This is a genomic window from Streptomyces sp. NPDC127117, from assembly GCF_042677325.1.
In the GTDB taxonomy this organism is placed as follows: domain Bacteria; phylum Actinomycetota; class Actinomycetes; order Streptomycetales; family Streptomycetaceae; genus Streptomyces.
Genome location: NZ_JBHXTM010000108.1, coordinates 1 through 13,164, shown reverse-complemented (window position 1 = coordinate 13,164; position 13,164 = coordinate 1). Strand labels below are relative to the sequence as shown.

The following is a 13,164-nucleotide window of genomic DNA, read 5'->3' as shown; positions in this document are numbered from 1 at the left end:
AGAACCAGAAGGTGCGGCCTGAACCGGGGACCGGTGAACCCCAACACCAGCACGTCGACCGTGTCCGCGTGCCACTGGTGAAGTGCCGGTATTCGTACCCTGCGGTATTCCGAGGGTCTGGTAGTGCTGCCCGGTAGGGCTGCCCACGGTTCCGCTGGTCGCGAGGCCGTTTCCCTGCCCTGGGCGACATCGCTGGTTTGATCGAGTGATCACTTTGCGCTCATTCGGGTGTGAGGATCGCGGCGGTTGCGATCTCTGTGCTCGTGGATGATCAAAGATGGCCTCGGTGGTCAGGAGGCACCCTCGACGTGTGCCGATACGGGCACCTGCCTCGCCATTGACACTGTCGAGACCAGCCCCAGGGATGTTCCCCCTAGGGCTGGCAACGACCAGCTTTACCTCTGCATCCTCCTGACGAGATCCGCCCCAGCCAGGTGTCACCTGGCACTCAGGCCCGCTCCCGCCACGACCGGGAGCCACCAGAGAAAGAGCGCCCACCATGACTTTTAAGACCCGCGCCGCGGTGGTCGGCACGACGGTGCTGACTGCCGTCACGCTGACGGCCGGCATCGCCAACGCGGATACGACCGCCCCCTACGCCCGCGCCGCCGCGGTGGTGACCGCGGACGGCAAGCTCCTGCACGGCAAGAACACCTCGGTCAGTCGGCCGAAGGCCGGCACGTACTGCGTCAAAGTCCTGGACCCGGAGATCAAACTCGCCAACGCGGCGATCGTCGCCACGCTCACCAACGACTATGGCCAGATCCTCGCCCTGGGAACACCCAATGCACATTGCGGCAACGCCGCCGACACCATCCTGGTCATGACCAGCAGCAACAACTCCGCTGCGGACAAGGCGTTCACCGTCGCCGTGCTGTAGCCGCACGACGACCGAGGACCCCTCGGGGCGGGCCCACCGGCCGACAGCACGTACGCCATGATCATCTTCGCTCCTGGTTCAAGCCAAGCTCAGGCCCCGAGCAGGAACGAGGATCAGGCGGTCGGCCGCTGGTGGGCTGCCAGGAAGTCCGACCAGATCCCGCCGGTGGAGGCGGCCCAGCGCTCTGCTGTTTCGGGTCCGACACCGAACAGGTCGGAGATGACCATGGGCGGCAGGTCGGCGAGGGCTTCCAGCATGGCGGTGTCCCGGGCGGCTCAGGCGGGCAGGACCGTAACGCTTGAGCCGCTCGGACAAGCCGGCGGGGTTGCGGGGTCGGCCGGGGCTGCGGCCAGGCAGGAGGTACTTCGTGGCGTCGCCGCCATGTGTAGGGGTGCTGTTGAGGTGGTCGCGATGAGGCGGGCAAGCTTCGGCGGCAGCACCACCTGGCTTTGTCGACGTCACGCGACAGCAGTTGTCGACGACGGCCTCGGGAGGCGCTCGCTGGGCCCGGATCTAGATGTCGACGAGAACGGGAGGCACCCGCCGGCACTCGGCAACGGCGAGACGACGGACGCCACCTGCGTCCGTAGCCAGCGCTTTTTGTCCCGGGCCTCGGAGTGGCGGCAGACGGCGTCTTGCCGGTCGACACCGAGCTGCTGTCCGAAGCCATGGATATTCGACGCGGGAAACGCCTCCCGAACTGCCAGAGAAACGCTGCTCCTCGTCATCGACAGAGCCACGCGGAGCGGAGCGGTGACTGCCGCAGCCGAGGGCTGCCTGATCGGGCGAGCCGAGTCACCCTCTTCGTTGCGGTGCGTTGGCGGGGGCATCCAAGCCAGTGCTGCATATTCCGTGATCAATCGGACATGCAGTGTGACCGCTTTAAGCGGAGGAGTCCCTCATGCGCATCCGATCTGCGTGCGTCATGGTTGCCGTAGCGCTGAGCACGACCGCACTCGGAGTGGGCACAGCCGACGCGACCGGGCCGCTGAGCGGCACCAAGGTCCGCAACTGGCAGACCGGCTTCGTCCTCGGTGTCGCCGGTAACTCGACGGTCGGTGGCGCCGAGGTCCAATACCAGGCCGACACCGACAACTTGGCCCAGAAGTGGGCCATCGACCCGGTCACCAGCAGCACCTTCCTGCTGCGCAATCTCAACAGTGACATGTGCGTCACCACTGTGGGCGGAAGCGACTCGGAAGCCCTCCAGCAGCGTCCGCGTGACTCCCGGTGGGACGAGCAGATATTCTCCATGGACAACTCCAGCAAACTCAACCGGTACCAGCTGAAGAGCCAGGCCTACAACAAGTGCCTCATCCCCTACCTCACCACCGCCCCCACCTACGCCAGGGTCATTGCCTGTAACGCCACGAACGCGTACATGACCCACTCGTTCGACGTCCGCTGACGTCTTCAGGGCGGCCCGGCCCACTGGTACGAAGCAGCACGACGAAAGCCCCCTGCCCTGGCCGAAGCCGGGCAGGGGGCGTGGTGGGCACAATCCCGCACACGCGACCTCGGACGCCGTTGATGGGCAGATCCTTACAGAGGGTCGCCATTCATCCCGTTGCCGCGGGCCGAACTGACGGCTACGCCGGCTCCAGGCAGCCGAGAACTAAGCGTAGGGGGCGGGGCGTGGGGGATCACCTTTCGAGGGGTGGGGTCGTTGTGCCTGGCCAGAGCTCGCACAGGTGGTTCCTTTGCGCCACCCTGTCGATTTCCAGTCGCCCCACCTCGTGTCACCGCCCGGTGACGCTCCGCACTGCAACCCACTGACCAGGTCGGCAGCGCGCTGGCCAGCAAGGAGACGACATGCCCGAGTACACGCCCAACGCCAAGGGCCCCGCACCGGCCCGGATCACGCCCGAGACGACGGACCCCGCACCTATCCCGGCAGACCAGGTCAAGCCCGAGGACATCGGGAAACTGTCCATCGAGTACCGCGACGGACAGCCCGTGATCGTCGTCAGCGGCGGGAGCGCTATTCCCGAAAGGATTTCCGTAGTGGACTCCTCTGGTAATTCTGGCGTGCGATTCCAGGCCGTCTCCGCTAGTAGCATTACTTCGAGTAGCTTCAACCAGTACACATTTAGCAGGAACGACCCGGTCAACTTTATTGATCTGAACGGCAACTGACGTTCCAAGAGTCAGAACGGCGGGCTGGCTTTCGTCGATGTCCACTTCTCGACAAAGCCATCCCTGGGGGCGCCCCGCACCATGACGTGTTCCTGCACCCTCTCCCCCGCTCGCCAAGCTCGATCGGGAACCGGTACCCCGGACAAAACCCTGACTGACCCGACGGGCCAGAGCACGAGCGCGGGGCCCCGCCGACGCGCGAGAGGGACTGGCCGGCCGCCGATCCCCGAGGCGCACAGAGCGTCCCGCTCGCCGGGCCCGGGGTCGCGCCTCTGGTCGCACTCCTGGTCGCATCGGACGACGAGCCCGGATCACACAAACGCGCAGGTCATACCAGTGATCCGGCAGACCGGCGAACGCCGACTACTTCCCTGGAGAGCCCCCTTCGGCCACGAACGGCCCGTCACCACAGTACGCACAGCGGGCACCTGACGCAGCGAAACCGTCGTACGCCGCTCTGTGCCGCGAACGCGAGTCGCCCCGGACTTTTGGGAGGCTCGGGGCGACCGACAGGCGCCCAGAGAGGCGTATAGAGCAGTCCTAGGCGGCGAAGCCGATGCTGGTGACGTACTCGTACTGGCCCCACTGGGATCCGAGGTCGACGATGACGTCCTCCCAGGCGTCGTCCAGGCCCTGGTGGTCGCCGGATGCCCAGGTCTCGACGTCGCCCCGCGCACGCGGCCCTGCCCCGCGTCGCGAGACCAAGTAGACGCGTCACCACAAAGAGCCCTGCCCGAGTCGCGCGGCGGGCTGAACGGACTGCTCTTCTTTCAGGTCGTGGTCACATCCGAACCGATAGGTGCGACGTCTTCGGAATGGCCCGCTGCCCCAGGCGAGACGGACCTCTGCGCCGGGCTTGGCCGAGAACGAGCAGGTGTGGCGCGCGCCTACTGGAAGATCACGTTACGGATCTGCATGAATACGGACTGTTACCAGTTCTGCTCGCTCCTCCTCGCGAGCCCCTGACGAAAGGGCGCAGCCATGTCTTTGGCCGTGCGTAAGACGACGAAATCTCCGGTGGTGCGGCGGCTGGCTGCCGCGGCCGTCGCGCTGGGCAGCTGCCTGGCGCTCGCCGGCCCGGCGGGAAGCGCCGGCGCGGCGCCCGCCGACCCCGTACCGACCGTCTTCTTCGGCGACTCCTACACCGCCAACTTCGGCATCGCTCCCGTCAACCACGAAGGCAGCGAAAAGGCCTTCTGCTTCCAGGCGAAGGAGAACTACCCCACCGTCGCCACTCGCCGCCTCGCGGACAAGGGCATCACGCTCGACGTCCAGTCGGACGTCTCCTGCGGAGGCGCCCTCGTCCGGCACTTCTGGGAGGAGCAGGAGCTGCTGCCCGGCACCGACTGGAAGGTCCCGCCGCAGCAGGACGCGCTCAAGCAGGACACCCAGCTGGTTGCGGGAAGCATGGGCGGCAACACGCTGGGCTTCAACCGCATCCTGAAGCAGTGTTCCGACAAGCTCCGGACGGAGGGCGCTCTGCTGCCGGGAGAGCCGGTGGACGGGGACGAGCCGGCCTCCAAGTGCGGTGAGTTCTTCGAGTCCGGCGACGGCAAGGCGTGGCTGGACGGTCAGTTCGAGCGGGTCGGATGGGACCTGGAGGAGCTGTTCGAGCGCATCGGCTACTTCGCCCCCGACGCGAAGCGTGTCCTGGTCGGCTACCCCAGGCTCGTGCCCGAGGACACCACCAAGTGCCTGACCGCGGCGCCCGGTCAGACGCAGCTGCCGTTCGCCGACATCCCCAAGGACGCCCTGCCCGTCCTGGACCAGATCCAGAAGCGGCTGAACGACGTCATGAAGAAGGCCGCCGCTGACGCCGAAGGCGGCGCCGACTTCGTCGACCTCTACGCCAACACCGGCAGCAACACGGCCTGCGACGGCGCCGACCGGGGCATCGGCGGCCTGCTGGAGGACTCCCAGGTCGAGCTCGGCGACTTCAAGCTCCCCTGGTACGCGCACCCCAACGAGAAGGGGCGCGACATCCAGGCCAAGCAGGTGGCCGACAAGGTCGAGGAGATCCTCAACAAGTAGCAAGTAGAAGGGGCACACAGCCCCGTGCCAGGAGCCGCCCGCACCCTCACCGCACACGGGTGCGACATCACTCCCGACCGAAGCCCCAGGCCAGCCCTGGGGCTTCGTCATGCGGCGCGCCCCGGCACCGCTCAGATCACCGCGCGCTGGATGCCCCCGCCGTCGCACGGCAGTCCCAACGACACCCGAGTGGGTGTCTCGGTAGGTGAGCAGAAACGGCAGGTCAGCAGGCTGGCCCGGCGCGAGTACAGGCGGGGCGGCATCACGGAAGTTGTGCCAGAACCGCTGGAAGTGAACGAAGCCAGAAGGCGGTCGACGCGGTTCTGAGGGTCTTGCAGACGCCTGCCGACCGAGGGGCTGCGGACCCAGGTCATCGGCACGACCGGCTCCGGCAACCCTGATCGCCGTCGCGGCCGTCGAGAAACTCGGCGCGCGGCATGCCCTGGTCCTCGTGCCGACACTGGCGAAGGTGTGATCCGCCCAGACCGTGGTGATCTCGGGGTGCATGAGACGCAGGCGGAAGAGGATTTCCTTCGCGGCAGCAGAGTCGTGCAGGCGGCAAAGGCCCATGAGCCGGTATCAGGTCGTCACCCGGCTCGTACGGGTCTTGTGACATAGGCGCGGAGGGCCGGTCGAAGCCCGGTGATAGAAGGCTTGGGGTTCAGCCTTCACCGAGGAGCAGTGTTGCAGGCGGTGATCGCCATGGTCTGCGCAGCAAGCCGGCCCAGCACCCCGTGGTTCCTCTGCGGGGTGCCGGGCTGCCTTTGTCCCGGCGGCCGCCGTCTGTCGTTACTTCGGCATGAGGACGGTGTCGATGATGTAGACGTTGGCGTTGGCGGTCTTCACGTTGCCGCAGACCACGGATGCGGTGTCGTTGACCTTGTAGGCCTCACCGGAGCCCTTCGTAGTGACCATTCCCTTCTGGAGGGTTTCGAAGGAGCCGTTCTCCAGCTGCTTGGGGGTGAGCTTCTGGCCGACGACGTGGTAGGTGAGGATCTTGGTCAGCTGCTCCTTGTCGGCCAGGACCTTGTCGAGGTCGGCCTTCGGGATCTTCGCGAAGGCGTCGTTGGTCGGGGCGAAGACGGTGATGTCCTTCGCGTTGTTGAGGGTGTCGACGAGACCGGCCTGCTTGACCGCGGCAACCAGGGTGGACAGGGCCGGGTTGTTGGAGGCGGCGGTGGCGACCGGGTCCTTGGCCATGCCGTCGAAGGAGCCCGCGCCCTCCTTCGGAACGCCGGCACAGGCCGGGCCGAAGGGCTGGTCCATTGTCATCGAGTCGTCGGCGGGGGTGCTCTCTCCGGTCTTTGCCTGGTCGCTGGCGGCGGTGGGGGCTGCCTTGGTATCGCTGCCGGAGTCGGAGCAGGCGGCAAGGGTGAAGGGCAGCAGGGCGGCTGCGGCGACGGCGATCGCGGTACGGCGGATCTTCATGCTGCTGTTCATGACGGTTTTCTCCTTGGAACGGATGGTCTTCAATCGGTGGGTGGTTCGTGCCGGTCCTCGCGCCGGAAGGGCGACGGCCCGGTGGCCTAGGAGACGGTGACGAAGACGCTGTGCCTGCCGCTCGCCCCGTCGGGGATCGTTTGGGTGCGCTCTTCCGTCTGCACCTGACCGGTGCCGTCGGTGGCGCGGACGGTGATGGTGTGTCCGCCGGGCTTGGACCGCCAGGGGTAGGACCACTGACGCCAGGTGTCGCGGGTGTCCTGCACGGCGAGGTCGGCGTCCCGCCAGGGGCCGTCGTCGATGCGGACCTCGACGCGGGTGATGCCGCGGTGCTGTGCCCAGGCGACCCCGGCGATGGTGACGGTGCCGGCGGCGGGGCGGGCGAACGGCTTGGGTGTGTCGATGCGGGCCTGGGTCTTGATCGGTGCCCGGCGGGCCCACTTGCGTTTGACCCAGTAGGGGTCGTAGGCGTCGAACGTGGTGAGCTCGATGTCGGTGATCCATTTGCAGGCCGAGACGTATCCGTACAGGCCGGGGACGAGCATGCGGACGGGGAAGCCGTGGTCGAAGGGCAGGGCTTCCCCGTTCATGCCGACGGCGAGCATGGCGTCGCGGCCGTCCATGACGTCCTCGACGGGGGAGCCGAGGGTCATGCCGTCCACGGAGCGGGCCACGAGCTGGTCGGCCTTCCCTCCTCGGGAGGGGGGAAGGATCCCGGCCTCCCGGAGGAGTGCGGCAAGGGGGACGCCAAGCCAGCGGGCGTTACCGATGTAGGGGCCGCCGACCTCGTTGGAGACGCAGGTGAGGGTGATGTCGCGTTCGATGAGGGGGCGGGCGAGCAGCTGGTCGAGGGTGTAGGTACGGGGGCGTGTGAGCCCGTTGCCGTGGATGCGCAGCCGCCAGGTGCCGGCGTCGACCCTGGGGACGACGAGGGCGGTGTCGACGCGGTAGAAGTCTGGGCTCGGCGTGGTGAAGGGACTGATGCCGGGCACATTCAGCTGGGCTCCGGCCGGAACGGGCTCGGCGGGCGAAGCGGGTGCGGGCAGGACCAGGGTGCTGCGGGAGTCGACGGCTCCCTGGCCTTGCCGACCGACGAGGAAGCGGCCGAGCACGCCCGCTGACGTGGTCGCACCGGCGGTCACAGCCGCCGCGGTCAGGAAACTTCGCCTGCTCCACCCGGCCCCGGCCGTACCATCGGCCACAGGCGTGGTTGCGGCTTTGGAAGCCAGAAGGCAGAGGGTGAAGCCGCCCGCGACCGCTCCGGCCAACGAGGGGAGTGCGTCACCGATGCCAGTGGAGTCGGGCCGGCTCAGGGCCGCGGCGCCACCGACGATCCCGAACAGCAGCACACCCGCAGCACTGGCCCGCCGGTGACGCAGGCTGACCACGCCCAGCCCCATGGCGATGAACGCGAGGACGCAGAGGATCCCGAGCTGCAGGACGGTCTTGTCGTTCTCTCCGAACGTACGGATCGCGAAGTCCTTCACCGCGGCCGGCGTCCGGTCGATCACCGCGCCCCCCACCACGGTCACCGGTCCCGCAGCGGGCCGCACGAGCCCGGCGACCAGCTCGGCAACGGCCAGCGCTGTGAAGGCGGAAAGAACTCCGGCCGACGCGCCCAGCGCGGTGCGGGAAAGGGTGCTGCGGAAGCTGCTCACAACCGACATTCGGCAGCACTCGGCCGGCGGATTGGCCCCTCGCCCCAAAGAGTGACCCCTCGGCAGTTTGCACCCATGGCGCAGCCGATGGAGCGGGCCGGGTGGCGTTGCCGACCGCCGCCGCAGAGCCGAGTTCTCCGTCGGCATGGGCTTGGTCGCCCGGTAGGCGTGCGGGCCACCAGGCGCGGTGTCCGAGGTCGAGGATGAGGGCAGGCACGAGGAAGCACCGTACGAGGAGGGCGTCGATCAGGACGCCGATCGCAACGATGCAGCCGATCTGGGCCAGGTAAAGCAGGGGCATCACGGCCAGTGAGGCGAAGGTGGCGGCCAGGATGAGCCGGGCGGCGCTGATGACGCCGCCGGTGCTCGCCAGCCCGTGCCGAACCCCGGCGCGGTACCCGTTCGAGCGCTTCGCCGCGAATCCGGTGGACGAGGAAGATGTTGTAGTCCACTCCGAGCGCGACGAGGAAAGCGAAGGAGAACAGCACCACGACGGGCTCGGTCGCATCGCTGGCGAACACCAGACGAAAGGCCAGGGCCGCGGTGCCGAACGCGGTGAACAGGCTGACCCAGGCCGCTGCCACCAGCAACAGGAGCAGGCAGCGCAGCAGGACGACCAGTACGGCCAGGACCACGGCCAGCGGCAGCGGCAGCGGCAGCGGCAGCGGCATGATCAGCTTGTGGCTGCGCTCGGACGCCTTGTGCAGATCGGCGAGCTGTGCGCTCTGTCCACCGACCAGCGCACCAGTACCGGCCAGCGAGGCGCGAAGCCGGGCGACGGTGTATGCCGGGCCTGTGTGCTGTCCGGGGTATCCGTCAGCGTCGGACAGGACCTGCGCCGTCCCGCCGGGCCCGGCCGGGGATGCGGCGGTAGCCGCCACGCCCTGCGTTGCGGCGATCCGGTCGCGTACCTCGGCCGCCCGGGCGGTGGGAGCGACGACGCCCAGAGGGCTTGCGGCGCCGGCCGGGAAGTGGCGCGCGAGAGGACGCTCTGCCCGACCGCCGAGGGAGCGCCGACGGGCAGGGCCCGGTCCAGCGAGACACCCGGGTGAATGACCAGTGGCAAGCACGCCGCTCCGGCGGTGAGGACGGCGAGCCACAACCGGCGCGGCCGGCGCTCAATCGCGCGGGCCGGGCGAGACCGGGCAAAAGCCCCGCTCGGCCGGTGCGGGAGCCGCGAAACCCTTGCGGCTCCTCAACCGAGCCTTCGCCGCCGCTGCCCCACAGGCTGGGCCGGCACGGCCCACTTCCCGCGAACAGGTCAGCCGCCTGGGTTCAGGTGACGAACTGCCCTCCCATCCGCACGCCCGTCCGCTACGAAGGACTGCTGACACCACCACCTGCTCAAGCACTCAAGGACCGGCATGCGATGGACACCCGACCCCCCGACGGCCGTAGCCGGCCGCCGCTGCGCCTGCTCGCCACGGTCGGAGCGGCGCCGGTGAACCAACCGCTCCCCTTCGGCGTCGGCTCCGCCGCACGTGCCGACCTGGCCGAGACCATGCAGAAGGTCGCCCACGGGGACAAACAGGCGTTCTCCGTCCTCTACGACGCCCTCGCACCCATGGTCTTCGGGATCGTGATCAAGGTCGTACGCGACCGGGCCCAGTCCGAGGAGGTCGCGCAGGAAGTCATGATCGACCTGTGGCGGCAGGCCGCCCGCTACCGCCCCGACGCCGGCAGCGTCACGACCTGGGCGGCGACCATCGCCCACCGGCGGGCGGTCGACCGGGTCCGCTCCGCCCAGGCCGCCACCGACCGTGAACACGCCCAGGCCGCCCGCGAGCACACCACCGCCTTCGACGAGGTCGCCGAACAGGTCGAAACCCGCTTGGACGCCGAGCAGGTCCGCCGCTGCATGCGCGGTCTGACCGAACTCCAACGCCAGGCAGTGACCCTGGCCTACTACCGAGGACTCACCTACCGTGAAGTCGCCGAAGCCCTGCGCACTCCTCTTCCGACCATCAAGACACGCATGCGCGACGGACTGATCCGGCTCCGAGACTGCATGGGGGTGACCACATGAAGCACCACGCATCCGACGCCCACACCCTCGCCGCCGCCTATGCCCTCGGCGCACTCGGCCCCGACGAACGCAAGGATTTCAACGCCCACCTACAGGCCTGCGAGGCCTGCCGCCAGGAAGCCGCGGAATTCGAGGCCACCGCGGCACGCCTGGCGGCAGCGGTCGCCCAGCCTCCCCATGCGTCAGCCAAGTCGCAGGTCATGGCGGCCATCGACGGCGTACGCCAGCTGCCACCGCGCGTCCCCTCCACCACCTCCGCACCCGCTCTCGGCAGCATCCTGCGCCGCAGGGCCCTGCCGCTGGCGCTGGCGGCCAGTGTGGCCGCTGCCGCCCTCGGCGGCGTCGCACTGTGGCAGGCGGAGAACGGACAGGATCTCAAGCAGCAGGCCCGCCAGGCCCGGCAGCGGCTGGACGAGGTCAGCACCGTCCTGGCGGCACCTGACGCCCGTACCGTCCACGGACGGGCCGCCAACGGCGCTCTAACCACCGTCGTCGCCTCCGACCGGCAGAACAAGGCCGTCTTCACCGCCGCCAACCTCCCCGCGCCAGGGGCCGGCCAGACGTACCAGCTATGGCTCGCCCACGACGGCACCATGCGCCCGGCCGGACTCATCAACCACGACGGCACCATCGTCCTGACCGGCAACCCCGCCGACGCGGGCGCCGTCGGCCTCACCCTCGAACCCGCCGGAGGCTCTCCCCAGCCCACCACCGACCCCCTACTCCTGATGACCCTTCCCACCTGACCCACCCCCGCCAGGGGGCTGCCCGCACCAGATACCGATCGAGGTCCCACATGGCCAACACCCCAAAGATCGGGGACATCGTCGGCGACTTCCGCCTGCCGGGCGGGCGCCTTGACGGCGGAACCTTCCACCGCACCGACTACACCCTGTCCGAGCAAGCCGGCAAACCGCTCGTCCTCGCCTTCTACCCCGGCCACGACACTCCGGTGTGCTACCGCACAGCTGTGCTCCTACTCCGACGGCCTGGCCGAACTGGTGTCCGCCGGGGCCACCGTGTAGGGCGTGAGTCCCCAGGGACTGGACAGCCACGAGAAGTTCGCCCGCGCCAGGAGCCTGCGGATGCCGCTGCTGTCCGATGCGGGGCGGGCGGTGGCGAAGTCGTTCGGTACCACCGCTCCCCTGATCGGGCTGCTGCGTTCGGTGTTCATCATCGACCGCGCCGGCCGCCTGTGCTGGAAGCACGTCACTGCCGTAGGCGCCACCTACCCGCCCTCAACCACCTTGCACGCACAGCTCGCCGATCTGACGGGAACCGCACCTTCTGCCCCCTTGGGCCTCGCCCTCCGCCGCACGCTGCCTCCAATCCGGCCGCCGGGCCGCTGCGAAGTACGGGTGAAGCGCAGCAGCCGAGCGGCGTGTCGAGTGGCGGGGGTGTCGTGGCGGAAAGCGGCAGTGGTCGGCGCGGAGGTGGCGGGCTTGACCACCGCCTACGTGCTGGCTGACGACCGAGCGTCGGACGTCGTCGATTGGTTCTCGGGTACCGGCGTTCATTGCCCGGGCCGTCGCCTCACCGAGCGGTTCAATCGCCCGGCCGACGGCCTCGTCGCTCTCCTAGGCCGTCTCTTTCGGATCTTGTCGGTTGGGTTCCGGCCGTGGGGCGCGTCGGCGTGGCGGGGCCCCGGGCGTGGTCGCGTCCGGGGCCGGTTCTGGGGTCAGTGCTTGGCGTTGGAGACTTCGGTGCCCTTAGGGGTCAGGAAGAACACGACGGCCGCCACGGCGAGCATGAGGGCGCCGCCGATGAGTCCGGCGCTCTGGAGGGAGTGGGTGAAGGCATCGGTCGCGTGGGTGGCGAGGTCGGGCATGTGCAGTTCGCCGGCGATGGTGACGGCTGCGCCGAGGGATTCCTCCGCCTGTCCGGCGAGGTCCGGGACTGTCCGGTGGAGGGCGTCGAACTGCGGGCTGTCGGTGAACTGTGCCCGGAAGATGAGGGCGGAGATACTGCCGAGGATCGTGACGCCGTGGGTGCCGCCGAACTCGTAGGCGGTCTCCTCCAGCGCGCCGGCGTTGCCCGCTTTCTCGGTCGGGGTGCCGCCCATGATCATGGCCGAGCCGATGGCGAGGGCGCCCAGGCCTCCTCCGACGAGGCAAAGCGCGATGGTCATCTGGGTGAGGTCCAGGCCGTCACCCACGAGCCGGACGTAGACCAGGCCGACGCCCGCGAGGGCAAGTCCGCCAGCCAGGACGGCGCGGGAGCCGATCAGGCGGCTGAGCGGCGGGGCGGCAAGCGAGGCGACGGAGCCGGCGAGCGCGATCGGCATCAGCCGCACGCCCGACTCGATCGGGCTGACGCCCTCGCCGATCTGGAGCCACTGGGCGACCAGGAGCAGGGCGGCGACCATGGAGAACGTCGCGCCGGGCGCGGCGATGATGCCGGCGGAGAACTGCCGGCCCCTGAAGAGCCGCAGGTCGAGCAGGGGATGATCGCTGCGCAGGCAGCGCAGCACGAACCAGGTCAGGGTCACCGCGGCGACCGCGAGAGCGGCCCAGGCCGAGGGCACGGCGAAGCTGGACTCCTCGCCGAACTGCTTGATCGCCCACACGAGGGTGACCATGCCGACCAGGGAGAGGAGTGCGGCGGGCGCGTCCCAGCGGCCGGGGTTCGCCGCGCGGGACTCGGCCAGGAGCAGCCGGGCCGCGACGATCCCGATGAGCATGAGCGGCACGTTGACGAGGAAGGCGGCGTGCCAGGAGAAGTGGTCGAGCAGGAAGCCGCCGACCAGCGGGCCGACGACCGCGCCGAGTCCGGAGACGGCCGCCCAGATGCTCAGGGCGGTGGCGCGTTCCTTGGGGTCGGTGAAGACGACGCGGATCAGGGACAGGATGGTGGGCATGACCATGGCGCCGCCGATGCCCAGGATCGCCCTGACCGCGATCACCGCTGAGATCGGCCACTTCAAACTGACCGGCAAGGTCAGCGGAGAGAAGCAGGATGCCGATCTCACTCTCTCCGTGGAGATCGAGCCGGGG

General features: G+C 69.0%; 11 protein-coding genes and 4 pseudogenes. 7 read left to right on the top strand and 8 right to left on the bottom strand.

Annotated features, from left to right (window positions below):
* Nucleotides 1–499: 499 nt before the first annotated feature.
* Nucleotides 500–880 (top strand): hypothetical protein, encoded by a 381-nt coding sequence (locus ACFVH0_RS39865; RefSeq protein ID WP_385828322.1) that lies wholly within the window; start codon nt 500–502, stop codon nt 878–880.
* A 113-nt stretch (nt 881–993) separates the two neighbouring features.
* On the opposite strand, the gene ACFVH0_RS39860 is transcribed toward ACFVH0_RS39865, so the two are convergent.
* Nucleotides 994–1,137 carry a hypothetical protein gene (locus ACFVH0_RS39860; RefSeq protein ID WP_385828321.1) on the bottom strand — a complete coding sequence of 48 codons (144 nt, stop codon included), beginning with the start codon at nt 1,135–1,137 and terminating at the stop codon, nt 994–996.
* Nucleotides 1,138–1,781: 644 nt separating this feature from the next.
* Between ACFVH0_RS39860 and ACFVH0_RS39855 the strand changes: the two genes are divergently transcribed.
* Nucleotides 1,782–2,288, top strand: a complete 507-nt coding sequence (locus ACFVH0_RS39855) for an RICIN domain-containing protein (protein WP_385828320.1) — start codon at nt 1,782–1,784, stop codon at nt 2,286–2,288.
* A gap of 404 nt (nt 2,289–2,692) precedes the next feature.
* Nucleotides 2,693–3,016 (top strand): hypothetical protein, encoded by a 324-nt coding sequence (locus ACFVH0_RS39850; protein ID WP_385828319.1) that lies wholly within the window; start codon nt 2,693–2,695, stop codon nt 3,014–3,016.
* A gap of 540 nt (nt 3,017–3,556) precedes the next feature.
* Here ACFVH0_RS39850 and ACFVH0_RS39845 read toward each other — a convergent pair.
* Nucleotides 3,557–3,679: pseudogene (locus ACFVH0_RS39845) on the bottom strand (transcriptional regulator); the annotation flags it as partial.
* 330 nt (nt 3,680–4,009) lie between these two features.
* Here ACFVH0_RS39845 and ACFVH0_RS39840 point away from each other — a divergent pair.
* Nucleotides 4,010–5,047 (top strand): SGNH/GDSL hydrolase family protein, encoded by a 1,038-nt coding sequence (locus ACFVH0_RS39840; RefSeq protein ID WP_385828318.1) that lies wholly within the window; start codon nt 4,010–4,012, stop codon nt 5,045–5,047.
* Between the two features lie 789 nt (nt 5,048–5,836).
* Here the strand turns inward: ACFVH0_RS39840 and ACFVH0_RS39835 are convergent.
* The 4 genes and pseudogenes from ACFVH0_RS39835 to ACFVH0_RS39820 form a co-directional block, all read right to left on the bottom strand.
* Nucleotides 5,837–6,487: a fasciclin domain-containing protein gene (locus ACFVH0_RS39835; protein ID WP_385828317.1), complete on the bottom strand. Its 651-nt coding sequence runs from the start codon at nt 6,485–6,487 to the stop codon at nt 5,837–5,839.
* 86 nt (nt 6,488–6,573) lie between these two features.
* Nucleotides 6,574–8,154, bottom strand: coding sequence for a molybdopterin-dependent oxidoreductase (locus ACFVH0_RS39830; protein ID WP_385828316.1), 1,581 nt, complete (start codon nt 8,152–8,154; stop codon nt 6,574–6,576).
* A gap of 223 nt (nt 8,155–8,377) precedes the next feature.
* Nucleotides 8,378–8,653, bottom strand: a pseudogene (locus ACFVH0_RS39825) (MMPL family transporter); the annotation flags it as partial.
* Nucleotides 8,610–9,026, bottom strand: a pseudogene (locus tag ACFVH0_RS39820) (MMPL family transporter); the annotation flags it as partial. The pseudogenes ACFVH0_RS39825 and ACFVH0_RS39820, both read right to left, overlap by 44 nt.
* 560 nt (nt 9,027–9,586) lie before the next feature.
* Here ACFVH0_RS39820 and sigK point away from each other — a divergent pair.
* Both sigK and ACFVH0_RS39810 read left to right on the top strand, forming a co-directional pair.
* Nucleotides 9,587–10,171, top strand: coding sequence for an ECF RNA polymerase sigma factor SigK (sigK, locus tag ACFVH0_RS39815; protein WP_385828324.1), 585 nt, complete (start codon nt 9,587–9,589; stop codon nt 10,169–10,171).
* Nucleotides 10,168–10,917, top strand: coding sequence for an anti-sigma factor (locus tag ACFVH0_RS39810; RefSeq protein WP_385828315.1), 750 nt, complete (start codon nt 10,168–10,170; stop codon nt 10,915–10,917). Before sigK ends, ACFVH0_RS39810 begins: the two co-directional genes overlap by 4 nt.
* Before the next feature lie 230 nt (nt 10,918–11,147).
* On the opposite strand, the gene ACFVH0_RS39805 is transcribed toward ACFVH0_RS39810, so the two are convergent.
* Nucleotides 11,148–11,348, bottom strand: coding sequence for a hypothetical protein (locus ACFVH0_RS39805; protein WP_385828325.1), 201 nt, complete (start codon nt 11,346–11,348; stop codon nt 11,148–11,150).
* Here ACFVH0_RS39805 and ACFVH0_RS39800 point away from each other — a divergent pair.
* On the top strand, nt 11,257–12,177 hold the full coding sequence (locus ACFVH0_RS39800; RefSeq protein WP_385828323.1) for a peroxiredoxin family protein: 921 nt from the start codon (nt 11,257–11,259) through the stop codon (nt 12,175–12,177). The genes ACFVH0_RS39805 and ACFVH0_RS39800 overlap by 92 nt on opposite strands.
* Here the strand turns inward: ACFVH0_RS39800 and ACFVH0_RS39795 are convergent.
* Nucleotides 12,174–13,139: pseudogene (locus tag ACFVH0_RS39795) on the bottom strand (MFS transporter); the annotation flags it as partial. The gene ACFVH0_RS39800 and the pseudogene ACFVH0_RS39795 sit on opposite strands and share 4 nt — an antisense overlap.
* Nucleotides 13,140–13,164 lie beyond the last annotated feature (25 nt).

Coding starts and splice junctions, on each gene's coding strand:
- ACFVH0_RS39865 (WP_385828322.1), top strand. CDS start 500: ATGACTTTTAAGACCCGCGCCGCGGTGGTCGGCACGACGGTGCTGACT.
- ACFVH0_RS39860 (WP_385828321.1), bottom strand. CDS start 1,137: ATGCTGGAAGCCCTCGCCGACCTGCCGCCCATGGTCATCTCCGACCTG.
- ACFVH0_RS39855 (WP_385828320.1), top strand. CDS start 1,782: ATGCGCATCCGATCTGCGTGCGTCATGGTTGCCGTAGCGCTGAGCACG.
- ACFVH0_RS39850 (WP_385828319.1), top strand. CDS start 2,693: ATGCCCGAGTACACGCCCAACGCCAAGGGCCCCGCACCGGCCCGGATC.
- ACFVH0_RS39835 (WP_385828317.1), bottom strand. CDS start 6,487: ATGAACAGCAGCATGAAGATCCGCCGTACCGCGATCGCCGTCGCCGCA.
- ACFVH0_RS39830 (WP_385828316.1), bottom strand. CDS start 8,154: ATGTCGGTTGTGAGCAGCTTCCGCAGCACCCTTTCCCGCACCGCGCTG.
- ACFVH0_RS39810 (WP_385828315.1), top strand. CDS start 10,168: ATGAAGCACCACGCATCCGACGCCCACACCCTCGCCGCCGCCTATGCC.
- ACFVH0_RS39800 (WP_385828323.1), top strand. CDS start 11,257: ATGCCGCTGCTGTCCGATGCGGGGCGGGCGGTGGCGAAGTCGTTCGGT.
- ACFVH0_RS39805 (WP_385828325.1), bottom strand. CDS start 11,348: ATGATGAACACCGAACGCAGCAGCCCGATCAGGGGAGCGGTGGTACCG.